This window comes from Neisseria sp. P0009.S008, from assembly GCF_051958615.1.
Lineage (GTDB): Bacteria > Pseudomonadota > Gammaproteobacteria > Burkholderiales > Neisseriaceae > Neisseria > Neisseria subflava.
The window spans coordinates 65,900-87,194 of record NZ_JBQCVG010000003.1 but is presented as its reverse complement, the minus strand read 5'-3'; the positions used below and the strand labels follow the sequence as shown (position 1 = coordinate 87,194).

Sequence of the window (21,295 nt, the reverse complement as noted above, 5' to 3'; positions counted from 1 at the left end):
TAGAAATCTCAACATAACTATCCTTTCTTATATCTTTTCCACAATTTTAAAAATATACGTAACTGGAACTTTAGAAATTTCCTCTCTATTCAATTCAGCATTTTACCTACTAATCTTAGACCACGATAACTACACATTCGTTTTCACAGCCTTTGATAAAAAACGACTTTGCCGTTTTAGGACTGGTAAGGAAAGAATGGTTATATACCTGCTGTCTAAATAAACCATGACCATAGCTCGGATTCTTGAATCTGAAATTTTAATATTCCCACGACAAGAGAAATAGAAACAGCGGCAATATCGGATGTTTTATCACAAGTACCCTATTTACATCGAAACATGGTTTTCAGACGACCTCAAACGTTGTCTGAAAAGCAAATTCTATCCCTATTACCGCAAGACGGCTATTTCATTCCCCCCTCGGAATCCGCTCCCCACTGACGTACCAGTTCGCAAAACGCCTGGGCGTATCCTGCGTCGTGTTTTTGTTTGGCACGGATAAAGTTTTGGATGCGGGCGTAGTCGTGCAGGAAGGCGCGGCGGCGGACAAGGCGGTAGGCGTTTTCTTCGAGGAGTCCGTGCAACAGGGCTTCTGCGGCGGTGTTGCGCGCTTCGACGAGGGTTGTGAGGCTGTGACTGCCTTGCAGGTAGCCGTGCAGCAGGTTTTGTGCAGCGGGATTTTGGGAAACGGTATAGCTTTCTATGCCGCCGTCGGCGCGACTGCGGATGCTGAGGTTACCTGAAAGTCCGTGTTTTTTGAAATATGCGGCAATGTCAGCATAATCGGCCAAATCGGTATCGGACTGCATTGCCGCCTGCCCGAGCCACTGTCGTGCGTTGTACAGGTGCGGGTCGGCGTTTTCGGTTTCGATAAAGCGCAGGGTGAAGTTGTCGAAAGTCTGACGGGCGGAATGTTTGGTGTTGCGGTAGCCGGTTATGGCGACGATGGCGGCGATGGTGATGGAAATGACGGCGGTCAAATCGGCAAGGGCTAGAGTTTCGGTAATCTGCATGGCAGTGTCCTGGGATATATAGGTTGGAATAAGGAAGCCGTTTTTCAGACGGCCTTATGCTTCAAAATAACCGTCCACGCCGTATTGCTTTAAGACGTTTTTCAGTTCGGGGATGCGGATGGTGGGATCGACCGCCATCGGCGGCATGGGCGGTTCGATACCGTCTTCGTTTTGGTTACGGCACCAATCTGCCATGGCAAAAATTTGGATTAAAACAGGTTCGGCAAGTGCTTTGTCGATGTCCAGTTCGCTCATGGCTTGGGCAAAGCAGGCGATCCATTCGTTGCGGACTTGTACGTTGACGGCAAAAGGCATATGGCGGGCGCGCAGTTGGGGATGGCCGTATTTTTCGACAAAGAGTTGCGGGCCGCCGAGCCAGCCGCTGAAAAATTCGTAGAGCTTTTCGCGTATCAGGGTCATGTCTTCGCCGTGCATTTGCCGCAAGGCTTGGTATTGCGGCTCAAGTTCCATTAGGTCGTAGAAACGGTCGGTCAGGGTGCGGATGCCGGTTGCGCCGCCAAAAGATTGGTACATGTTTGGGGACTTTCTGTGTGGATTATTGCGGGATTTATTTTGAGATGTAGGATTCAGGCAAGCATGCTTACCTTACATAATGGCCGTCTGAAACTTTCAGACGGCCTTTGGAGATTTAGCGGATTTTGAGGGTACTCAAACCAATCAGCACCAAGACGATGGTAATAATCCAGAAACGGACAACGACTTGGGTTTCTTTCCAGCCTTTTTGTTCGTAATGGTGATGAATCGGCGCCATCAGGAAAATGCGTTTTTTGGTGCGTTTGTACCAACCGACTTGCAACATAACGGAAATGGCTTCAACAACAAACAGGCCGCCCATGATGACGAGGACAAACTCTTGGCGGATGATGACGGCAACAGTACCGAGTGCCGCGCCAAGCGCGAGCGCGCCTACGTCGCCCATAAAGACTTGTGCCGGATAGGCGTTAAACCACAAAAAGCCGAGACAGGCGCCGCACATGGCGGTACAGAAAATCACCACTTCGTTTGCGCCGGCAACGTAAGGTAATTGCAGGTATTGGGCAAATTGGGAGTGGCCGCTGGCATAAGCAAAGATGGCAAGGCCGGCGGCGACAAGTACAACGGGGAATGCGGCCAAACCGTCCAAACCGTCGGTCAGGTTAACGGCATTGGATGTGCCGACGATGGTCAGGTAGGACAATACCAAGAAGCCGACTACGCCAAGCGGCAAGGCAACTTGTTTGAAGAAGGGAACAATCAGGATATTGTTGGCAGAGTTTGTAGCAAGGTAGAACAATGCCAAACCGGCGATGATGGCAACGCTGGACTGCCACACCATTTTAAATTTGGCAGACACGCCGTTAGGGTCTTTATAAACCACTTTGCGCCAGTCGTCGTAAAAACCGAGTGCGCCGGTAGCGAGCAAGACTCCTAAGAGAATCCAGATATAAGGATTTGCCCAGTTGCCCCACAAGATTGTGGACACGGTAATGGCGGTCAAAATCAGCGAGCCGCCCATGGTTGGCGTACCGTTTTTGATCAGGTGGGTTTGAGGGCCGTCAGTACGGACGGCTTGACCGACTTTAAGCGCAGTCAGCTTGCGGATGGTCCACGGACCCAACAATAATGAAAATACCAGCGCAGTCAGCGCAGCCATCACGGCACGGAATGTGGTGTATTGAAAAATATTCAGACCGGTTAACCAGTTACTGAAATGTGCGAGCCATAAAAACATGGGGCTTCCTTTTTTGTTTTTGTTGTTACAGCGGGCTTATTGCCCAATTAAAAATAAATCGGTATGCCGTCTGAAATTGCAGACGGCCTTGTTGAGTAAGATTATTTTTCTACCACGCAAATCGGATAGTTTCCAGGATTCTTTCCGCCGCCCAAGTCCAAACAGGTATCCTCATAAATAAATGCCTGTACTTTCATTCCGGCATAAAACGCGGCAATCAGCAAACCAGCCAATAGTAAAATCTTTTTCATATTTCAGACAACCTTTTACGCGGTTGTTGCTGCCAACGCTTCAACCACTTCTTCCATCTTCATAAAGCGCGAGCCTTTGACCAATACAGTAGCGCGTTCAGGCAAATCATGGCTCAACACTTGAATCAGCGGATCTTTGTCTGCAAACCACAAACCTTCCGCGCCAAACGTTTCCGCCGCTTCAACGCTGTTGTCGCCGACAAAATACGCGGCCTCGATGCCTTTATCCCGTGCATACGCGCCAACTTCGGCGTGCATGGCAGCGGCTTCATCCTCACCCAATTCGCCCATATCGCCCATCACAAAAATACGCGGCGCAGGCATAGCGGCAAGCACATCAATGGCGGCTTTCATGCTGTCGGGGTTGGCATTATAAGTATCGTCAATCAAAGTTGCATCTTTAATGCCTTGCTTGATATTCAGACGGCCTTTGATATTACTGAAATTTTTCAGGCCGTCTGAAACTTCGACAAGGCTCAAACCTGCCGCCAAAGCCAGAGCCGCCGCCGCTACGGCATTATGCACATTGTGACGGCCGGGGACTGGCAATACCACGGCAACACGTTCATTACCACGCACCAAATCAAATTCGCAGGACAACGGTTTCAACTCAATATTTTCTGCATGGATATCGCCACTGGCAACGCCGAAAGTCTGAGCGTTCAATTGTGCAGTAGAAGCTTCAAATGTAGCGATATTGGCATCTTCGCACGGAATCAGCGCAATGCCGTCTGAAAGCAAACCTTCGTAGATTTCACTTTTGGCTTTGGCAATATCGGCGACACCATCAAAACCGCAACCGACATGCGCGCGCAAAGCGTTATTGACCAAAGCAACATTCGGACTAGCAATTCGGGTCAGCAAAGATAATTCGCCAAAATGGTTCATACCCATTTCAATGACGGCATAGCGGTGTTTTTCGTTCAGTTTCAACAAAGTCAGCGGCAGACCAATATGATTGTTGAAATTGCCGGCAGTCGCTAACACAGCTTCATCACCGAATCGATGACGCAATACGCCGGCCAACATTTCTTTAACCGTCGTTTTACCGGATGAGCCGGTAATACCAAAGACAAACGGATTCACATTTTCACGCCACGCCTTCGCCAGTTTTTGCAAAGCCGCAAGCGTATCGTCAACTTTCAGCGCGCCTTTCAAAGCCGCACAATCTTCGCGCGAAACCACAACTGCCGTTGCCCCCGCTGCCAACACATCTTCAACAAAGTCATGCGCGTCAAAGCGCTCACCGGCAAGCGCGAAAAATACGTCGCCGTCCTGAATATCGCGGCTGTCTGTAACAATACGCGAAACGGGTTGATTTTCAGACGGCATCGGAAGCTTGAGGGTTTGGCAGATGAAGTTTAGGTCTAGTGGTTTCATGGTTTCTTTCGTTTGTTTTTTTCAAACAGACATTTTGTTGCAAAGGCATTTTACACTTTGGCAGAAGGCAGCAACTCTTCGACGAGCACCTTTAAAGCGCGCCTTCCTTCTCGATTTCTGGTACTGGGATGAGGTGCTCGGTAACATATTATTTCCTTATCACCTTCAAAAGAAAATTTTTCCAGTTTTCCCTTATTCAAGCCGTTTATGCCTTGACCCGAGCCGGACAAATCAGGAAAGCACTCCCTCCGCGCCGCTACGCCGCCGTCTCCGCTCACGAAAAGAATAATCTGTGGCTTTAAAATTTCAATTTGGGCACGTAACAATTTACAGGAAAGTGTTTTTATATCTTCGAACCAATCCGAATGTTTAGGATGTTTAGTTTTATAGTCCACCGCAAAAATATTAGCCCACAAGATGCCCTCATTCCCACTTCGCTTGGCAACCTTGCGGACGAAATTGAAAAATGTTGCTCCTTTTGTGTTTCTTTTTAAATCCCCAGTCAAATTCCGCCAAATAAAATCTTTGCTTAACGACATCAGTTGCCTTACATTTTCGGCATGATATTCATCAAATTTCTTGCTATCGTACCAACTTCGTGTTTCTCGACCGACAATCAGAATTTTATGTTCTGCGCTTTCATAATGCTCAGGGACAAAGCCCAAATGGATATTGGATAATTTATTGTCTTTATTGCTAATTGCACGCAACAAGTTCTGATGTTCCGGTTTGTTTAAAATCTCTACATACTTATTCAGCAATAATTTTTGTAAATCACTCACTTGACGTATTCCTGTACTATTGAAACCGATTTTCCCACACTCAACTACCGATTTTTCCATACTCTTGATAATCGGAAAAACACAAGATGATGGTTTTACCGTTTTTACGATAAGGGTGGCAGAGGCTGTAATGACCGTCTTCCGCTTCATAGCGCATTTCCTGGGTTTGTCTGGCAAATACTTTTTGCAGGTATTCGCGCTCCTTCAAATCCGGGGAATAGACATAGTCCGTTTTCTTGACTGCTACTTTCTCACCATTTCGATTCACGACAAAATTATCGCTACCTTCTGCATTCTGATTGGTGGCAGGCACGACTTCGTCACTCAGGGTAAGACGGGAGGAGTCGGCTGAAAAAGCCAGATAAACCGGTTTGTTGTCGATCTTATCCGGCACGATAATCACGGCAGACTTAAAAGACGAATTATCTTTAGCCATCAAATCCAGGATTTCCGACGTTTTTCTGATATACGCCAAGTCAAAACGGTAATCAGCCAACGCATCTATTTGAGCAGGATTGTCTTTGACGATACGCTCCGACGATTGGATTAAGATGTCGCGTTTTTGTTGAATTGTCAGGTAATTGCCACCGAACAACAATGCTGCCAACAAAGGAAATACTGCCAACAACAAAGATAAGGTTTTCCGGCCACCTTTGCTTTCTTCCTCTTGTCCTCGCTCGGCGATACGGGTCAAATTCAGCATGATGTTCAGTATCAAGGCACCCGCCATCACGGCAAGAATCCCAAAAATACTCATCAGGAAAATTTCCGTAATGTATTCGCGGAATACCTTGAGTCCGAAAACTTGAATCAATATCAGCGCGAACACCCAGTACACCAGCAGCACGACTGCCACCATACCGACGATATTCGTTGCCTTAACCAATTTCTTTGCGTTCATACTCTCAAATCTTGTTCAGACGGCCTATCTGCTCTGATTAATCAGCGGATACGGATTCACCGCGCCGCTCGGCAGATACACGCCGTAATGCAGGTGGGCCGGTGTGGTTCTAGCGTTGCCGGTTTTACCGACATAGCCGATGACCTGCCCTTCTTTTACTCGTTCATACAGACGGATACGGGCAAATTTATTGAGGTGGGCATAGTAATGCCACGCACCCGGCCCTTGAATACCGATAACTTTACCGCCCAATCGGTTGCGCCCAATTTTGGTCACGATACCGGGCGTGGTACTGCGTATCGGCGTATTTTTCTTAGCAAAAATATCCACACCTTCATGCCTGCGCCCCTGACTGCGGGCTGCACCCCAAGTGTCGTCAAAACGCTTGCCTTTAACAGGATTGGGCAGGCTTTGCTCGGCCGGAGGCTGTTGCGCCCTCAACTGCTCGATTTCGGCAGTAGGACGCGGAAGTTGTTTGGTGGTACAGCCTGCGAATAAAACTACAGCTGCACTGATTAATAAGGTTTTTGTCGGCATTTTCAGCATCAAATCGGTCTCCTTGTTGTTCAGACGGCCTTGTTAAAAAATCCTCTGAAACAAACAACTGTGATGGGTTTAATGGCTGACGTGCCGTAATGCGTGTATCGTATTGCTTTTATTGTATAGGTTTAAATCTTTTTCAGACGGCCTTAAGGTTTCGGGCCGTCTAAATATTTGCGTTATGGCTTAACTGCGCTCTGCCAATGCTTTTTCTGCAATTTCAAAATCGGAGAAATGGTGCTTCACGCCTTGTACATCCTGATAGTTTTCATGCCCTTTACCGGCAATCAGAATGATGTCGTTTGCGGCAGCGCGTTCGACTGCATAACGGATGGCGGCGGCGCGATCGGCTTCGACACATTCGGGCGCGGGAACGGCGGGCAGGATGTCGTTGATGATGTCTTGCGGATTTTCCAAACGCGGGTTGTCGCTGGTTACGACAACTTTATCCGCGCCCTGTACGGCTGCCGCACCCATCAGCGGGCGTTTTCCGCGGTCGCGGTTGCCGCCGCAGCCGAATACGCACCACAAAGCCGCGCCCTGCGGTTTGATTTCCTGCAAGGTGGAGAGTGCTTTTTCCAGTGCATCGGGCGTGTGGGCGTAATCGACGACAACCAAGGGCTTGCCGCTGTTCATGATGCAGTCCATGCGACCTGAGGCGGGACGGATTTTTGCCAGCACATCCAATACTTTATCAAGCGAATAACCGTTGGCACAAAGCAAGGCGATGCAAGCGGCGAGGTTTTGCGCGTTGAACCGTCCGAGCAGGCGGGTACGGCATTTTCCTTCGCCCCATGGTGTTTGGAATACGGCTTCCATGCCGTCTGAAGAAGCGGTGAAATCGGTAATGCGGATATCGGCTTGCTCGCTGAATCCGTAGCCGTAAACGGCTAAATCGGGACAGTCTTTTTTCAGACGGCCTACCAGTTCTGCGCCGTATTCATCATCGACATTGATGATGGCATGTTGCAGACCATGCCAGTAGAACAGGCGCGACTTGATGGCACCATAGGCTTCCATGGTGCCGTGGTAATCGAGGTGGTCGCGGGTGAGATTAGTGAAGATTGCGCTGCGGAACGGCACGCCGTTGACGCGCGATTGGTCAAGGCCGTGGCTGGAAACTTCCATCGCGGCAGCTGTTGCGCCTTGCTGGCGGAAGCGGTAGAGCAGGGTTTGGACATCGACAGGGGCAGGCGTGGTATGCGTGGTCTCTTCCAATGCGCCCCAAAAGCCGTTGCCGACTGTACCGATAATGGTGGTTTTTTCGCCCAACAAATCGGCGGCTTGCGCCAGCCATTGTGTGATAGAGGTTTTGCCGTTGGTGCCGGTTACGCCCCAAACTTTAAGGCCGTCTGAAACATTGCCGTAAACTTGCGCCGCCAACATACCAGCGCGATGTTTCAGATCTTTAATGCCTTGATTGGAAACCTTCCATTCGGGATTCCATGTGAATTTGCCGTCATCATCCCAAAAAACAAAGGTTGCACCGTTGGCGATGGCGGCAGGAATATAGCTGCGGCCGTCTGTATATTCGCCCTGACAGGCAACGAAAATGTCACCCTGTTTAATTTGTCGGCTGTCTGAATGCAACAAACGCCCTGCTGCGTTTTCACACAGCAGAGGCGGAAAGTTGGTTTCAGCCAAGGGGGTTAACTTGCTGAACATAAACAATATCTCTTTGATTGTTTGGATTATGACGGTACTTTGACAGTAGCGGTATTACTTAAAGGCTTGGTCGGGGAAACGCCCAAGATGTTCAAGCTTCCGCTCATGACTTCTTTGAATACGGGACCGGCAACCACGCCGCCGTAATAGCCGTTGGCAGTCGGTTCGTCGATGGTAACGGCCACAATCACGCGTGGATTTTTAGCCGGAGCAAAGCCGATAAACGTACCGACGTGTTTGTTGTCCACATAGCGGCCATTGACCAATTTACGCGCCGTACCGGTTTTCGCACCTACGTCAAAACCATCTACCGCACCGGCAGTACCGGTACCGCCGGCTTCAGTAACGGAAACCATCAACTCGCGCACTTTTTTCGCAGTAGAGGCTTTGATGACGCGCTTACCTTTAGGGGCAACCGCTTGTTTTTCAAAACTTACCGGCAACAATTCGCCGTCATGGGTCAAGACAGTATAGGCTCGCGCCAATTGCAATAAGCTTAATTGCAGACCATAACCGAAAGACATGGTTGCCTGTTCGATTTTTTGCCATCTGCGCCAGCTTCTCAACAAACCTGCAGTCTCGCCAGGAAAGCCTGAATGCATACGCACGCCCACACCTAAATCGTGATAGAAATCGTACATTTCTTTAGGCGTAAACATGGCAGAAAGTTTACTGGTACCGACGTTGGAAGATTTTTGCATAATGCCGCGTACATCCAAAGTAGGATAAACGTGGGTATCTTGTACGGTAGCCGGACCGATTTTGTAAGGCAGGGTGTTGAACGTATCGGTTGCATCCACTTTGCCTGAATCCAATGCTTTGGCAATGGTAAACGGCTTCATGGCAGAACCAGGTTCAATCATATCGGTTACGGCGCGGTTGCGGCGCTGTTCGCTATTGGCCTGACCCGGTTGATTCGGATCGTAAGCCGGGCTGTTGACCAAAGCCAAAATCTCGCCGGTTTGCGCATCCAATACCACAACCGCACCCGCTTTGGCTTTGTGATAAGCCACAGCCTTGTTCAACTCGTCATAAGCCAGCGTTTGAATACGCTGATCCAAAGACAAAATCATGTCTTGGCCGTTTTTAGGCACGCTGTTGCGTGGAGAGTCGAGACTGTCAACGATATTGCCTTTATTATCGCGCAATACGACTTTCGCACCATCCTCACCGCGCAGGCTGTCTTCACGGGAAAGCTCCAAGCCCTCCTGACCTTTGCCGTCGATATTGGTAAAACCGATAACGTGCGCAAACAGATTGCCCATCGGGTAATGGCGTTTCAATTCTTTTTGGAATGCGATGCCTTTAATGCCCAATGCTTTTATTTCTTCTGCTTTCTCGTAGCTGAGTTGACGTTTCAGGTAGATAAAGCCTTTGTCTTTTTTAGACAATTTATTTTTCAAAACTTCAACAGGCACATCAGAAATGGCCGACAGTTTTTCTAATTGTTCTGCAGTCGGCATTTCTTCCATACCGGAAGGCATGGCATACAATGATTCGGTAGGCGCACTCAAAGCCAATGTGGCGCCATTGCGGTCGGTAATCATACCGCGTGATGCCGGCAGCGGAAGCGTACGCACAAAACGTTGGTCGCCCTGATTTTTCAAAAACTCATGCTGACTGGTTTGCAGATAAACCCCGCGTACCAACAGACCGGTAAATGCCAGCGCAACAGCGCCCAGCACCAAACCGATTCGCCCGTTACTTGTCAGCGGCTTTTTCGTTTTTGTTGTTCCAGACAGCATTTGAGGTTTATATTCGTTCTTAATTAACATGTTGAACTTCTCATGACTTAGCTGCTCAGTGAGCCATCAAATCCCGTAAATCTTGCACTAATGCAAGGCTCTATATTCTTATTTTTTGCGTTCCAGCATAGCCGTATTATGCGCACCCGGTGGAAGCAGATGTTGCTTTTCGGCCGCCACTTTAATCAGTTTGTGGTTTGCCAATCTTGCTTGCTCCAATTTCAAGCGCGCGTAATCCTGTTCCAACTGAATTTCCCGTTTTTGTGCCTTATCCAACTCGATAAAATGCAAACGGGACTGGTTTTGCTTAAATACTACGGCAAAGGCTGAGACCGTCACCAAAACCAGCAATAAAATATTCAACTTACCCATCTCAAACTTTCAGACGGCCTGTCAACAGGACTATCTCTTACGACAGCGTTCAGACGCCATCCCCTACTCAATAACCAAAAATTCGCCACTGCTTCGTTCCGCCACACGCAAAACTGCACTGCGCGCACGCGGATTGGCTTCAGTCTCGGTCGAACCCGGTTTGATTGCTTTGCCTACAGCCTTCAAAGGCGGCTGAGGTAAATCCGCTTCCTTAACCACCGCCCAACGGGGCAATGGCGCATGTTGCGAATATTTTTTAATAAACTGCTTCACAATTCTGTCTTCCAGCGAATGGAACGCAATGACAGCCAAGCGTCCACCCTCTTTCAGACGGCCTGCAACCTGCGGCAAAACTGCCTCTACCTCTTCGAGCTCGCGGTTAATAAAGATGCGAACTGCCTGGAAGGTGCGCGTTGCAGGGTCTTGTCCGCGCTCACGAGTACGGACGTTTTGCGCCACAAGCTGCGCCAGCTTGCGGGTTGTATCGATGGGACTCTCCTCGCGTTGCGCAACAATGGCGCGCGCAATCTGGCGACTAAACCGCTCTTCACCATAATTCTTAATTACCTCGTGTAAATCCTGTTCGGATGCAGTTGCAATCCATTCTGCCGCAGACATCCCGCGAGTCGGATCCATCCGCATATCCAACGGCGCATCAAAGCGGAAACTGAATCCGCGGCTGCCATCGTCAATTTGCGGCGACGAAATCCCCAAATCAAAAAGCGCACCGTCAATCTTATCGATGCCTAATTCATCCAAGGCCGTCTGAAATGTTTCAAAACCATTGTGTACGACACTGACGCGCTTATCTTGCTTTGCCAATTCATTAGCTACCGCAATCGCCTCAGGGTCTTTATCAAAAACAACCAAACAGCCCTGCTCACTCAAACGCGACAAAATCAGCCGGGAATGCCCTCCCCTACCGAACGTACCATCCACATAAATCCCGTCCTTACGGATTGCCAACGCATCCACCGCTTCATGCAACAAGACAGTAACATGCTGATAATTTTCAACTTTACTCACAATTGCAAATCCGTTTGACTCAATTGGAAAGCCAACTCATCAGGATCAATATCCAAAGCCTGATTCATTTCCTCTTCCCAATGTTCGCGACCCCACAACTCCATACGGTTTGCACGGCCAACCAAAGTAACTTCTTTTTCAAAATCCACGCGTTTGCGCAGATTGGCCGGAATCAAAACGCGTCCGGCGCTGTCCCATTCCAAAATCTCCGCATTGTGCAGCAGTAAATTCTGATACCGTTGCAAAGACTCATTGCCGGCCACTTTCAACTTCAAAATCTGCTCGGCTTTTTCTTCCCAAACGGGCTCGGGGTACATCAATAATTTTTTTCGAGAATCCAGAGTAACCACAATTGCAGGCGTATAACGGCGCAGCAAAATATCGCGGAATTTGGCAGGAATCGCCAACCGCCCTTTACCGTCCATACTCAATTCATGAGCACCGCCAAACACATCACACCCCAAATTCGATTAAAATAAAACTAGAGTGGGATTAAAAATCCCACCTCCCTAAAATATTTCGTTTTCACTTCCACGGAACACTTTTTAGGGAAAAGTAGCCACTTTCACCCACTATGCCCCACTAACCGACACTATAAGAAATTTTGGCAATCAGGTCAAATCAACCCTTTATCTGAAATGAAACACTAAACACTTAAAATTCAATAGGTTACATATACAAAAATGCATGACAAATTAATATGCCAGTTATTTCATATAGCATAAAATACTATATTTAGTATTATTTACTTTTTTAAAATACTACATATAGTGCTTTTACACCCAATTACCACCCCTCTCACAAGGGGCTATAATATACAAACAAATTCAAATTTTTTACATTATCTAACAGTCATGAAGCCACAACTTCCCCTCCCTTCTACTGATGCACAAGCCTCTTCAGCACACCTGACGAAGCTCATAAAAAACGAAATTGAACAACATCAAAACTGGATATCCTTCTCCCGTTTTATGGAGCTTGCCCTTTACACACCTCAATACGGTTATTACAGCGGAGGCAGCCATAAAATCGGCACAGACGGCGACTTCATTACTGGCCCTACCCTCACCCCCCTATTCGGACAAACCCTTGCCAAACAACTTGCCGAATTACTGCCGCAAACAGCAGGCAATATCTACGAATTTGGTGCAGGTACAGGTCATCTCGCTGCCACACTCTTGCAAAACCTTTCAGACGGCCTGAATCATTACTACATTATTGAGCTATCGGCAGAGCTTGCAGAGAGACAACGCCAACATATTATTGAGCACACATCTCCCGAAGCAGCAGCAAAAGTCATCCACCTTACCGCATTACCAGAACACTTTGACGGCATCATCATCGGCAACGAAGTATTGGATGCCATGCCGGTGGAACGCTTGATTTATCAAGAGGAAAGGTTTCAACAAATCGGCGTCAGTTTAGAGAATGACGGGCTAATCGAAGCCATCAGACCATTGGCACAAGCCGAACTTACGCAAACAGCCGCCTTATACTTCCCTCCCCTTCCCTCATACACAAGCGAGCTGCATCCTGCACAATATGCCTTTATCCAAACCCTGGCCGCCAAATTGCAGCGCGGCGGCATGATATTTATCGATTACGGCTTCGATGCCGCTCAGTATTACCATCCGCAACGCAAGGAAGGCACATTCATCGGCCACTATCGCCACCACACTATCCACGACCCATTTTTCAATATCGGCCTGACCGATTTGACTGCGCACGTCAATTTCACCGATATTGCACGCGCCAGCACGGAATCAGGTTTAGACTTAATCGGCTACCTGCCCCAATCTTATTTCCTGCTCAATCTCGGCATCACCGATCTGCTAGCACAAATCGGCAGCCCGGATTCGGTTGAATATATCCAAGCCGCCTCCGCAGTACAAAAACTGATACATCAGCACGAAATGGGCGAACTTTTTAAAGTCATCGCTTTTGGCAAAGACATTGATATCGATTGGACAGGCTTCAGCCACGGAGATATTTGCCATAAGCTATAACCTAACAATCTACTTTTTATTTTTTAAAAACAATAAGAAATAAAAAAAATCAAAATTAGCGCTTGCCAAATATTCAAAAAAAACTATAATAGCGACTTCACGAAACGGCGAATTAGCTCAGTCGGTTAGAGCAGAGGAATCATAATCCTTGTGTCCGGGGTTCGAATCCCTGATTCGCCACCAAATTTCGGGGGTATAGCTCAGTTGGTAGAGCGCTTGCATGGCATGCAAGAGGTCAGCGGTTCGATCCCGCTTACCTCCACCACTAAACAAAAAAGCTCTTGTTAAATACAAGGGCTTTTTTGTTTGGCTTAATTAATAACTGATTGCTCATTAATTTTGCCATTTCAATAACTAATCAATAAAGGCCGTCTGAAACATTTCAGACGGCCTTTTATCTTTTAATTACTTCACAAGCTTCAATACTTTTTTCGGTTTGTCTTCCGCAGATTCAGCTTTTTTATCTTCGGCCTCCGCAGCTTCAACAGAAGCAGGCTGATATGGCTCTACCTCAAAACCCATACCCTCTCCACTTTCACGGCCAAATATACTGACAATATGACCGACCGGAATCCAAATCTCGTGCGCTACGCCGGAAAAGCGGGCAGAGAAATTGACCCATTCGTTGTCGATATTCAAGTTATGACTGGCGGTAGGTCCAATATTTAAAACAATTTCATTGTCGCGCACATACTGCATCGGCACACGGGTATGTTCATTTACCCAAGCCACGATGTGCGGTGTTTGGTTATTATCCAAACACCATTCATACAAAGCACGCAACAAATACGGTTTGGTTGAAGTTGCCATAGATCTGTCCTTTAGCGGCGCATGGCTTTTTCAGCCGGCGTCAATGCCTCAATGAAGGCTTCGCGTTGGAAAATACGCTCGGCGTACTTCAGCAAAGGCGCAGCAGATTTACCCAGTTTGATGTCGTAATAGTCCAAACGCCACAACAGCGGAGACAAGGCAACATCAATCATAGAAAAGTCGTCGCCCAAGATGTATTTGTTTTTAGTAAAAGATGGTGCCAACAGTGTCAAACCATTGCCAATGGCTTCACGCGCTTTAGCTTGTTCTTTATTGGTAGATTCAGGGTTTTCCAACACTTGCACCAAGCTGAACAATTCTTTATCCATACGGTACAGTACCAAACGGCCGCGACCGCGCATAACAGGATCGCCCGGCATCAACTGAGGATGAGGGAAACGCTCGTCAATGTATTCGTTGATAATGTTTGATTCGTGCAAAATCAAATCACGCTCAACCAGAACCGGTACTTGGTTATACGGATTCATCAAAGCCAAGTCTTCAGGTTTATTGAACACGTCCACATCTTTGATTTCAAAATCCATGCCTTTTTCGTACAGCACAAAACGGCAGCGCTGGCTGAATGGACAAGTAATACCTGAATACAATGTCATCATAATCTTTTACTCCTGATAAATCTTTTCAGACGGCCTTAAGCCTTATAAAAATTCAGAAAGAATTATACATAATTTCAAACACTTAATCCAGAAATTTCACATATCATGTTGTTTATATTAAGTAATTTTAAAATTTACATTATTTTCGCATAAACCAATTTCACAAACAAAAAAGGCAAACCTGAAACAGGTTTGCCTTTTTGATTCAAAAGAATTAGTGAACGTCTTTCCAGAATTCTTTTTTCAGGAAGTAAGCCAATGGCAGCATTACCGCAAACAGGAATGCCAGAACCATGTAGCCGATGCGGTGGCGTTGCAACTGAGCAGGCTCACCCATGTACACCAAGTAGTTCACCAAGTCGCGTACATAAGTATCGTACTCTTTTTGGATTACTTTACCGTTAGGCAGGCGACGGCTGTGCAGACCGGTAGATTCCCAATACAACTTAGGAGTCAGGTTACCATGCTCGTCTTTAATCATAACGGGCTGACCTTTGGCATCCAACTCAACGGCTTGAACACCTTGTTGCTCCCACAATGGGTGAGGCATACTCGCACCGGCCAAAACAGTATTGTTCCAACCGGTCGGACGAGTTGGGTCTTTATAGAAGCCGCGCATATAGGCATACAGGTAGTCTGCACCCTTAGAACGGGCAATCAGGGTCAAATCCGGCGGAGGCGCACCCAACCATTTGGAGGCATCTTTCGGATCCATTGCCGCTACCATGACATCACCAACGTTGTCTGTTGTGAACATCAGGTTTTTCTTGATTTCATCTTCAGTCAAACCGATGTCTTTTAGACGGTTGAAGCGCATACCGCTTGCAGAGTGGCAAGACAAACAGTAGTTTGTAAAGATTTGCGCACCGTGCTGCAGGCTGACTTGGTCACGCAGGTCGATATCGACTTTTTCGTAGTGTCCGCCGCCGCTGGCAACGGCTGCACTCATAGGCACTGCCAGCAATAAGGCAGCAAACCAGTTTTTCAGAGTTTGTTTCATTTTCGCTGCCCTCATCAGATATTGGTTGCAAACAAGTAAGCACCGACAACGGTAATACCGACGTAAACAAAGAACATAATTTTTTGTTTAGTAGTGCTCATGGTTACGCGTTCAGGAACTGGTTTGTTGGTATCCAGTTTGGTATAGAACGGCATACCCAGGAAGAATGCAAAGTAGACGAAAGACAGGATACGTGCAACCAAAGTACGAGTATCAGTCGCTACCATTGCACCCAAAATACCCAAACCGATGAAGGCAATGATGAACAGAACCAACGCGGTTTTGAAGATTGGGCCGCGATAGCGGACAGATTTAACCTCGCCTTTATCCAACCAAGGCAACAAGGCGATCAGTACAACTGCTGCACCCATACCGATTACACCCCATACCTGAGTACCGGCAAAGGAAGGAATCGCACGCAGAATTGCGTAGAACGGAGTGAAGTACCATACCGGAGCAATGTGCGGAGGTGTTTTCAGCGCATTAGCTGCATCGAAGTTTGGTGCTTCCAAGAAGTAGCCGCCACCTTCAGGTGCAAAGAACAACACAGAACAGAAGACAATCAGGAATACAACGACGCCCAAGATGTCTTTAACGGTGTAGTAAGGATGGAATGGGATACCATCGCGCGGAATACCGTTTTCGTCTTTGTTTTTCTTGATTTCAACGCCATCAGGGTTGTTAGAACCCACTTCGTGCAAGGCGATGATGTGAGCCACAACCAAGCCGAGCAATACCAGAGGTACTGCGATAACGTGCAGGGCGAAGAAGCGGTTCAAAGTAACGTCGGAAACGTTGAAGTCACCGCGGATCCAAGTGGACAAATCAGGACCGATAACAGGGATGGCGGAGAACAGGTTAATAATTACCTGCGCACCCCAGAAGGACATTTGACCCCAAGGCAACAGGTAACCCATAAAGGCTTCTGCCATCAATGCCAAGAAAATCAGGGAACCGAAAATCCACACCAATTCACGAGGTTTTTTGTACGAACCGTAAATCAGACCACGGAACATGTGCAGATAAACGACGATGAAGAAGAAAGATGCGCCGGTGGAGTGCATGTAGCGGATAATCCAGCCGCCGGACACGTCGCGCATGATGTACTCTACTGCGGTAAAGGCAGCAGGCAGATGGTAGGCGTTAAGGTTGCCGTCCGGTTTGTAGTTCATGGTCAGGAAAATACCGCTGACGATTTGAATTACAAGGACGAGCAGGGCCAAAGAGCCGAAGTAATACCAGAAGTTGAAGTTCTTCGGCGCATAGTATTGAGCCAAATGCTCATTCCACATTTTAGACAGAGGGAAGCGATCGTCCATCCAGCCTAACAATGCTTTTGCTTTGCTATTGGTTTGGTTTGCCATAATTATCGTTCCTTATTTTTAGTCTTCGCCCACCAAAACAGTCGTATCGCTCAGATATTTGTAAGGCGGTACAACCAAGTTGGTCGGTGCAGGAACACCTTTGTATACTCGGCCTGCAATGTCGAATTTCGAACCGTGGCAAGGGCAGAAGAAGCCGCCTTTCCAGTCTGCGCCCAAGTCGGCGGGAGCAATATCGGGACGGTAAGTTGGGGAGCAACCCAAGTGGGTACAGATACCGATAGCGACGAGGAGGTTCGGCTTGATCGAACGGTACTCGTTTTTAGCGTATTCCGGTTGCTGATCCACTTCGGAATTAGGGTCTGTAACTGCACCATCCAAACTTTTCAAGTCTTTGAGCTGTTGATCTGTGCGGTTGACTAGCCAAATCGGTTTACCCTGCCATTCGGCAGTCAGCATTTGGCCTGCTTCGATTTTGCTGACATCTACTTCGACAGCAGCACCGGCAGCCTTAGCTTTCTCCGATGGGAAGAAGCTGGCCACGAAAGGCGTAGCTACGCCCAGAGCCGCCACACCGCCTGCACCGCAAGTAGCCAGTGTCAGAAAACGGCGGCGACCGTTGTTGATTTCTTGATTATCCATTATTCAGTCGTCCTAAAATTTTGGGAATACCGAGCCATTAAACAGCGTAATTCTACCTAGTTTGTTGTAATACTCAAAGCATTATTTAAAATAAGGTAAAGTTTTATGATATTGCTCAATACTCAGGCAGGGTTGTTTTCATCAAAGTGAACCACTTCGATACCGAATTTTTCTGCCACGGCATCGCCTAAGGCGCGTACGCCGTAACGTTCTGTCGCGTGGTGGCCGGCGCTGATAAATGCCACACCTGTTTCATTGGCAAGATGATATTGCGCTTCAGAAATTTCACCGGTCAGATACGCATCGACACCTTCGTCTACGGCCGTCTGAAAAAATCCCTGCGCACCGCCGCTGCACCAGGCAATACGTTTGATTTCGCGGTCAAGATCACCGATAACGGTCGGCTTGCGGCCGAATAACGCCTCAATGCGTTCAGACAACTGCGCCAATGTTTGCGTGGTTTTCAGACGGCCTGTATTCAACAGGTTTTGCTCGCCGAATTGTTTTTCGAGCACCCAATCGAGTTTCTCGGCTAACTGTGCGTTATTGCCTAGTTGCGGGTGCACGTCCAGCGGCAGATGGTAGCCCGCCATATTGATTTGGTGTTGCAGCAAGGTTTCAATGCGTGCTTTTTTCCAACCGGTAATCGTGACAGGCTCGCTTTTCCAAAACATGCCGTGGTGAACCAAAAGCATATCTACCCCCTGCTCTACGGCAAAATCGATTGCAGCTTTGCTGGCGGTAACCGAAGTGGCGATTTTGGCAATTTCTTCTTTGCCTTCGACCTGCAAACCATTGGGCGCATAGTCCTTAAACAGCCCTACCTGCAATGTCTCATCGCACCAAGCCAGAATTTCGCGGCGTAAAGCCATATTCCGCTCCTTATATCTATCTTCAAAAACAGCTTCGCATTCTAACCGCAAAATCTGTTTATGCCTCAAATTCTTACATTCCGATTTCAGCAATCATTCCCAACATTAATCATTTGCACATCATCATGAATTATTTTAATATACCCCACCTTACCCACAGGCCGTCTGAAAACACATGGACTCTATTATCGAATTGCGTCATCTCAAAACCTTGCTGGCTTTAGAAGAAACCGGCAGCGTTTCCCTTGCCGCCAAACGGGTTTTCCTGACCCAATCCGCCCTGTCGCACCAAATCCGCGCCTTAGAAAATTATTACGAAACGCCGTTGTTTGAACGTAAATCCACACCTTTGCGCTTCACTCCGGCCGGTATGCGCCTGCTGCAACTGGCGCGCGAGCTGTTGCCGCAGGTTGCCGCCGCCGAACGTGATTTGGTGCGGATTATCGAAGGCGAAGCGGGCGAACTCAGGCTTGCCGTCGAATGCCACACCTGCTTTGACTGGCTGATGCCTGCCATGGGTGAGTTCCGCCCGTTATGGCCGCAAGTTGAATTGGACATCGTTTCCGGTTTCCAAGCCGATCCGGTCGGACTGTTGCTGCAACACCGCGCCGACCTTGCCATCGTTTCCGAAGCCGAGCCGCTCAACGGCATCAGCTACCGCCCTCTGTTTGCCTATGAAATGGTCGGCATCTGCGCGGAAGACCACCCGCTTGCCGACAAAGACGTTTGGGAAGCGGAAGACTTTATCGACGAAACCCTGATTACTTATCCCGTCCCCGACGAAATGCTGGATTTGCCCAAAAAAGTGCTGCTGCCCAAAGACATTAATCCACCACGCCGCCATAGCGAGCTGACCATTGCTATTATTCAACTGGTTGCCAGCAAACGCGGCATCGCTGCCCTGCCCTATTGGACAGTCATGCCGTATCTGGAAAAAGGCTACGTCGTCCACCGAAAAATCACTTCAGACGGCCTGCAAAGCAAACTTTATGCAGCCATTCGTACGGAAGATGCCAACAAAGGCTATCTGGACAACTTCTGCCAAATCACACATGACCGCTGTTTTGCCGACTTGCCGGGTTTGAGCGAATTGGAAATGTAAACTTGAAACAATCAAAAGGCCGTCTGAACAATTTCAGACGGCCTTTTTTAATACATACAAAAATTTCACTGCTTCTATTCGGACTCATCCGAACCCAAACACGCCGACAAATCGATTTCAGACGGCCATGTTTTATCAGGCGCAACCCGAATATCGAAATGCTCGCCATAATAGTCGAAAACCAAACGCCAAGCGTGCAGAAACAGATGTTCCGCCTCATCGCCGCCATACAGCGTATCGCCCAAAATCGGACTGCCTATGCTTTTCATGGCCACGCGCAGCTGATGGGTTTTGCCGGTAAACGGTTGCAACACAAACAGGCGCAAACCGGGCTTCAGGCTTTGGCTGCTGAAACGGGTAACGGCAAAATTATCCTCGTCACGCGTCAGCTTCCATGTACCGCGCCGCGAACGCGCCATACCGCCTTTCACCCAGCCCTGCTTTTTTGCAGGCTTGTGCGTACCGAGTGCCAAATAAGTTTTACGTATGGTTTTCTCGGTAAACTGCGCCGACAAAGCCGCCGCGCTGTCGCGGTTTAACGCAAACAGCAACAAGCCGCTGGTGGCTTTGTCCAAACGGTGAACCAGCCACACGCGTTCAACGCCGAGCTGCTGCGCCAGCGAAGCGGTCAGGCAAACATCCCCTTCCGATTCGCTGTGTACCGATACGCCGCAAGGCTTATTGATGATCACAAAGTCTTTGTGTTCAAAAACAATATCCCACATTTCAGACGGCCTTCAACACGATACCGTCGCCAAGCAGGGTCAAAATACCCAATAAGCAGAACAAGATACACGCGGCAATGCGCACTGCTTTGGCCGGAATTTTGCTCATCAGCATTTCGCCCAAATACACGGCAGGCACAGAAGCAATCATCAAACCGGCAATACTGCCGACCACGACCAGCAGGATAGATTGGTATTTGGCTGCCAAAAGAATCGTCGCAATTTGCGTTTTATCGCCGATTTCAGCCAAGAAAAACAGGACGACCGTTGCTGTAAATGCGCCGTATTTCAACCACTTACTATCAGGGTCTTCGTCTTTGTCCGGCAACAGCAGCCATAATCCGACCGCAATAAAGCTGCCGCCGACCACCCATTTCATGACTTCTGGCGAAATAGCAGATGCCAGCCAGACACCGAGTGCGGCTGAAACAAGATGGTTCAACAGGGTTGCAACAAAGATACCGGCAACAATCGAGTTTTTGTGGGCAAAACGTGCTGCCAAAAAGAGCGCCAGTAATTGCGTCTTATCGCCGATTTCGGCAATAGCAACGCCCAGCGTTGAGGAGAAAAAAGCTTCCATGATTTAAGATACTCAACCGAAAAGCGGGCAAACAAAAAGCGCTGTGCATACCGCCCGCAAGGGTATGGACAACGCTTACGTCTTGCCTGTCTTCCGATAAAGCAGAGAAGATACCGCTGCCACGGCCGCACAAGCCGATTATGTTGACAACGGTTTCGGCATTGCGCCGAATGGCTACTCCCGTAAGAGTGAAGCGCGAATTGTAAGGCAAA

Annotated in this window: 23 protein-coding genes and 2 tRNA genes; 4 read left to right on the top strand and 21 right to left on the bottom strand. The window is 48.2% G+C overall.

The window, feature by feature from the left end; translation table 11 throughout:
• Window positions 1-404: 404 nt before the first annotated feature.
• The 13 genes from ACTHSQ_RS03415 to mraZ all read right to left on the bottom strand — a co-directional run bounded on the left by ACTHSQ_RS03415 (window position 405) and on the right by mraZ (window position 11,859).
• The gene (locus tag ACTHSQ_RS03415) at window positions 405-1,013 is read right to left on the bottom strand and encodes a DUF4760 domain-containing protein (RefSeq protein WP_003685887.1); all 609 of its coding nucleotides are present in this window, start codon (window positions 1,011-1,013) and stop codon (window positions 405-407) included.
• A 54-nt stretch (window positions 1,014-1,067) separates the two neighbouring features.
• Window positions 1,068-1,547 carry a group II truncated hemoglobin gene (locus tag ACTHSQ_RS03410; protein WP_003685880.1) on the bottom strand — a complete coding sequence of 160 codons (480 nt, stop codon included), beginning with the start codon at window positions 1,545-1,547 and terminating at the stop codon, window positions 1,068-1,070.
• Window positions 1,548-1,662: 115 nt separating this feature from the next.
• Window positions 1,663-2,745: a phospho-N-acetylmuramoyl-pentapeptide-transferase gene (gene mraY / locus ACTHSQ_RS03405; protein ID WP_003685861.1), complete on the bottom strand. Its 1,083-nt coding sequence runs from the start codon at window positions 2,743-2,745 to the stop codon at window positions 1,663-1,665.
• Window positions 2,746-2,846: 101 nt separating this feature from the next.
• Window positions 2,847-2,996 (bottom strand): hypothetical protein, encoded by a 150-nt coding sequence (locus ACTHSQ_RS03400; protein ID WP_003748282.1) that lies wholly within the window; start codon window positions 2,994-2,996, stop codon window positions 2,847-2,849.
• A gap of 15 nt (window positions 2,997-3,011) precedes the next feature.
• Window positions 3,012-4,376, bottom strand: a complete 1,365-nt coding sequence (locus ACTHSQ_RS03395; protein WP_440371713.1) for a UDP-N-acetylmuramoyl-tripeptide--D-alanyl-D-alanine ligase — start codon at window positions 4,374-4,376, stop codon at window positions 3,012-3,014.
• Between the two features lie 50 nt (window positions 4,377-4,426).
• Window positions 4,427-5,158 (bottom strand): hypothetical protein, encoded by a 732-nt coding sequence (locus ACTHSQ_RS03390; protein ID WP_440371714.1) that lies wholly within the window; start codon window positions 5,156-5,158, stop codon window positions 4,427-4,429.
• Between the two features lie 40 nt (window positions 5,159-5,198).
• Window positions 5,199-6,059, bottom strand: a complete 861-nt coding sequence (locus ACTHSQ_RS03385) for a peptidase (protein ID WP_440371715.1) — start codon at window positions 6,057-6,059, stop codon at window positions 5,199-5,201.
• 24 nt (window positions 6,060-6,083) lie between these two features.
• Window positions 6,084-6,605 carry a M23 family metallopeptidase gene (locus ACTHSQ_RS03380; RefSeq protein WP_308887929.1) on the bottom strand — a complete coding sequence of 174 codons (522 nt, stop codon included), beginning with the start codon at window positions 6,603-6,605 and terminating at the stop codon, window positions 6,084-6,086.
• A gap of 180 nt (window positions 6,606-6,785) precedes the next feature.
• Window positions 6,786-8,264 (bottom strand): UDP-N-acetylmuramoyl-L-alanyl-D-glutamate--2,6-diaminopimelate ligase, encoded by a 1,479-nt coding sequence (locus ACTHSQ_RS03375; RefSeq protein WP_440371716.1) that lies wholly within the window; start codon window positions 8,262-8,264, stop codon window positions 6,786-6,788.
• Between the two features lie 26 nt (window positions 8,265-8,290).
• Window positions 8,291-10,039, bottom strand: coding sequence for a peptidoglycan D,D-transpeptidase FtsI family protein (locus tag ACTHSQ_RS03370; RefSeq protein WP_440371717.1), 1,749 nt, complete (start codon window positions 10,037-10,039; stop codon window positions 8,291-8,293).
• 78 nt (window positions 10,040-10,117) lie between these two features.
• Complete coding sequence (gene ftsL, locus ACTHSQ_RS03365; protein ID WP_003681879.1) at window positions 10,118-10,381, bottom strand: cell division protein FtsL; 264 nt, start codon at window positions 10,379-10,381, stop codon at window positions 10,118-10,120.
• A gap of 63 nt (window positions 10,382-10,444) precedes the next feature.
• Complete coding sequence (gene rsmH, locus ACTHSQ_RS03360; protein ID WP_440371718.1) at window positions 10,445-11,407, bottom strand: 16S rRNA (cytosine(1402)-N(4))-methyltransferase RsmH; 963 nt, start codon at window positions 11,405-11,407, stop codon at window positions 10,445-10,447.
• Window positions 11,404-11,859: a division/cell wall cluster transcriptional repressor MraZ gene (gene mraZ / locus ACTHSQ_RS03355; protein ID WP_036473121.1), complete on the bottom strand. Its 456-nt coding sequence runs from the start codon at window positions 11,857-11,859 to the stop codon at window positions 11,404-11,406. The genes rsmH and mraZ overlap by 4 nt, the downstream gene beginning before the upstream one ends.
• Before the next feature lie 402 nt (window positions 11,860-12,261).
• On the opposite strand from mraZ, the gene ACTHSQ_RS03350 reads away from it, so the two are divergent.
• From ACTHSQ_RS03350 to ACTHSQ_RS03340, 3 genes are all read left to right on the top strand, one after another.
• Window positions 12,262-13,413: an SAM-dependent methyltransferase gene (locus ACTHSQ_RS03350; RefSeq protein ID WP_036473117.1), complete on the top strand. Its 1,152-nt coding sequence runs from the start codon at window positions 12,262-12,264 to the stop codon at window positions 13,411-13,413.
• Window positions 13,414-13,519: 106 nt separating this feature from the next.
• Window positions 13,520-13,596: transfer RNA gene (locus ACTHSQ_RS03345), tRNA-Met, on the top strand.
• A gap of 6 nt (window positions 13,597-13,602) precedes the next feature.
• A tRNA-Ala gene (locus tag ACTHSQ_RS03340) sits at window positions 13,603-13,678 on the top strand.
• A 140-nt stretch (window positions 13,679-13,818) separates the two neighbouring features.
• Here the strand turns inward: ACTHSQ_RS03340 and ACTHSQ_RS03335 are convergent.
• From ACTHSQ_RS03335 to ACTHSQ_RS03310, 6 genes are all read right to left on the bottom strand, one after another.
• On the bottom strand, window positions 13,819-14,223 hold the full coding sequence (locus ACTHSQ_RS03335; RefSeq protein WP_003685902.1) for a ClpXP protease specificity-enhancing factor: 405 nt from the start codon (window positions 14,221-14,223) through the stop codon (window positions 13,819-13,821).
• Between the two features lie 11 nt (window positions 14,224-14,234).
• A complete protein-coding gene (locus ACTHSQ_RS03330) occupies window positions 14,235-14,840 on the bottom strand; it encodes a glutathione S-transferase N-terminal domain-containing protein (protein ID WP_049328411.1) in 606 nt (201 codons plus the stop codon).
• Window positions 14,841-15,054: 214 nt separating this feature from the next.
• The gene (locus ACTHSQ_RS03325) at window positions 15,055-15,840 is read right to left on the bottom strand and encodes a cytochrome c1 (protein ID WP_039864285.1); all 786 of its coding nucleotides are present in this window, start codon (window positions 15,838-15,840) and stop codon (window positions 15,055-15,057) included.
• A gap of 14 nt (window positions 15,841-15,854) precedes the next feature.
• A complete protein-coding gene (locus tag ACTHSQ_RS03320) occupies window positions 15,855-17,204 on the bottom strand; it encodes a cytochrome b (RefSeq protein WP_049328413.1) in 1,350 nt (449 codons plus the stop codon).
• Window positions 17,205-17,222: 18 nt separating this feature from the next.
• Window positions 17,223-17,804 (bottom strand): ubiquinol-cytochrome c reductase iron-sulfur subunit, encoded by a 582-nt coding sequence (petA, locus tag ACTHSQ_RS03315; RefSeq protein ID WP_440371719.1) that lies wholly within the window; start codon window positions 17,802-17,804, stop codon window positions 17,223-17,225.
• Window positions 17,805-17,926: 122 nt separating this feature from the next.
• Complete coding sequence (locus ACTHSQ_RS03310) at window positions 17,927-18,676, bottom strand: Nif3-like dinuclear metal center hexameric protein (RefSeq protein WP_440371720.1); 750 nt, start codon at window positions 18,674-18,676, stop codon at window positions 17,927-17,929.
• 175 nt (window positions 18,677-18,851) lie between these two features.
• Between ACTHSQ_RS03310 and ACTHSQ_RS03305 the strand changes: the two genes are divergently transcribed.
• Window positions 18,852-19,778, top strand: a complete 927-nt coding sequence (locus tag ACTHSQ_RS03305; RefSeq protein WP_440371721.1) for a LysR family transcriptional regulator — start codon at window positions 18,852-18,854, stop codon at window positions 19,776-19,778.
• Window positions 19,779-19,852: 74 nt separating this feature from the next.
• Here the strand turns inward: ACTHSQ_RS03305 and ACTHSQ_RS03300 are convergent, their stop codons facing one another.
• Window positions 19,853-20,503, bottom strand: a complete 651-nt coding sequence (locus tag ACTHSQ_RS03300; protein ID WP_440371722.1) for a TIGR01621 family pseudouridine synthase — start codon at window positions 20,501-20,503, stop codon at window positions 19,853-19,855.
• 1 nt (window position 20,504) lies between these two features.
• The gene (locus ACTHSQ_RS03295) at window positions 20,505-21,083 is read right to left on the bottom strand and encodes a TMEM165/GDT1 family protein (protein WP_440371723.1); all 579 of its coding nucleotides are present in this window, start codon (window positions 21,081-21,083) and stop codon (window positions 20,505-20,507) included.
• Window positions 21,084-21,295 lie beyond the last annotated feature (212 nt).

Excerpts from the sequence above, each read along its gene's own strand:
- ACTHSQ_RS03415 (WP_003685887.1), bottom strand. The coding sequence starts at position 1,013 with ATGCAGATTACCGAAACTCTAGCCCTTGCCGATTTGACCGCCGTCATT.
- ACTHSQ_RS03410 (WP_003685880.1), bottom strand. The coding sequence starts at position 1,547 with ATGTACCAATCTTTTGGCGGCGCAACCGGCATCCGCACCCTGACCGAC.
- mraY (WP_003685861.1), bottom strand. The coding sequence starts at position 2,745 with ATGTTTTTATGGCTCGCACATTTCAGTAACTGGTTAACCGGTCTGAAT.
- ACTHSQ_RS03400 (WP_003748282.1), bottom strand. The coding sequence starts at position 2,996 with ATGAAAAAGATTTTACTATTGGCTGGTTTGCTGATTGCCGCGTTTTAT.
- ACTHSQ_RS03395 (WP_440371713.1), bottom strand. The coding sequence starts at position 4,376 with ATGAAACCACTAGACCTAAACTTCATCTGCCAAACCCTCAAGCTTCCG.
- ACTHSQ_RS03385 (WP_440371715.1), bottom strand. The coding sequence starts at position 6,059 with ATGAACGCAAAGAAATTGGTTAAGGCAACGAATATCGTCGGTATGGTG.
- ACTHSQ_RS03380 (WP_308887929.1), bottom strand. The coding sequence starts at position 6,605 with ATGCTGAAAATGCCGACAAAAACCTTATTAATCAGTGCAGCTGTAGTT.
- ACTHSQ_RS03375 (WP_440371716.1), bottom strand. The coding sequence starts at position 8,264 with ATGTTCAGCAAGTTAACCCCCTTGGCTGAAACCAACTTTCCGCCTCTG.
- ACTHSQ_RS03370 (WP_440371717.1), bottom strand. The coding sequence starts at position 10,039 with ATGTTAATTAAGAACGAATATAAACCTCAAATGCTGTCTGGAACAACA.
- ftsL (WP_003681879.1), bottom strand. The coding sequence starts at position 10,381 with ATGGGTAAGTTGAATATTTTATTGCTGGTTTTGGTGACGGTCTCAGCC.
- ACTHSQ_RS03350 (WP_036473117.1), top strand. The coding sequence starts at position 12,262 with ATGAAGCCACAACTTCCCCTCCCTTCTACTGATGCACAAGCCTCTTCA.
- ACTHSQ_RS03335 (WP_003685902.1), bottom strand. The coding sequence starts at position 14,223 with ATGGCAACTTCAACCAAACCGTATTTGTTGCGTGCTTTGTATGAATGG.
- ACTHSQ_RS03330 (WP_049328411.1), bottom strand. The coding sequence starts at position 14,840 with ATGATGACATTGTATTCAGGTATTACTTGTCCATTCAGCCAGCGCTGC.
- ACTHSQ_RS03325 (WP_039864285.1), bottom strand. The coding sequence starts at position 15,840 with ATGAAACAAACTCTGAAAAACTGGTTTGCTGCCTTATTGCTGGCAGTG.
- ACTHSQ_RS03320 (WP_049328413.1), bottom strand. The coding sequence starts at position 17,204 with ATGGCAAACCAAACCAATAGCAAAGCAAAAGCATTGTTAGGCTGGATG.
- petA (WP_440371719.1), bottom strand. The coding sequence starts at position 17,804 with ATGGATAATCAAGAAATCAACAACGGTCGCCGCCGTTTTCTGACACTG.
- ACTHSQ_RS03310 (WP_440371720.1), bottom strand. The coding sequence starts at position 18,676 with ATGGCTTTACGCCGCGAAATTCTGGCTTGGTGCGATGAGACATTGCAG.
- ACTHSQ_RS03305 (WP_440371721.1), top strand. The coding sequence starts at position 18,852 with ATGGACTCTATTATCGAATTGCGTCATCTCAAAACCTTGCTGGCTTTA.
- ACTHSQ_RS03300 (WP_440371722.1), bottom strand. The coding sequence starts at position 20,503 with ATGTGGGATATTGTTTTTGAACACAAAGACTTTGTGATCATCAATAAG.
- ACTHSQ_RS03295 (WP_440371723.1), bottom strand. The coding sequence starts at position 21,083 with ATGGAAGCTTTTTTCTCCTCAACGCTGGGCGTTGCTATTGCCGAAATC.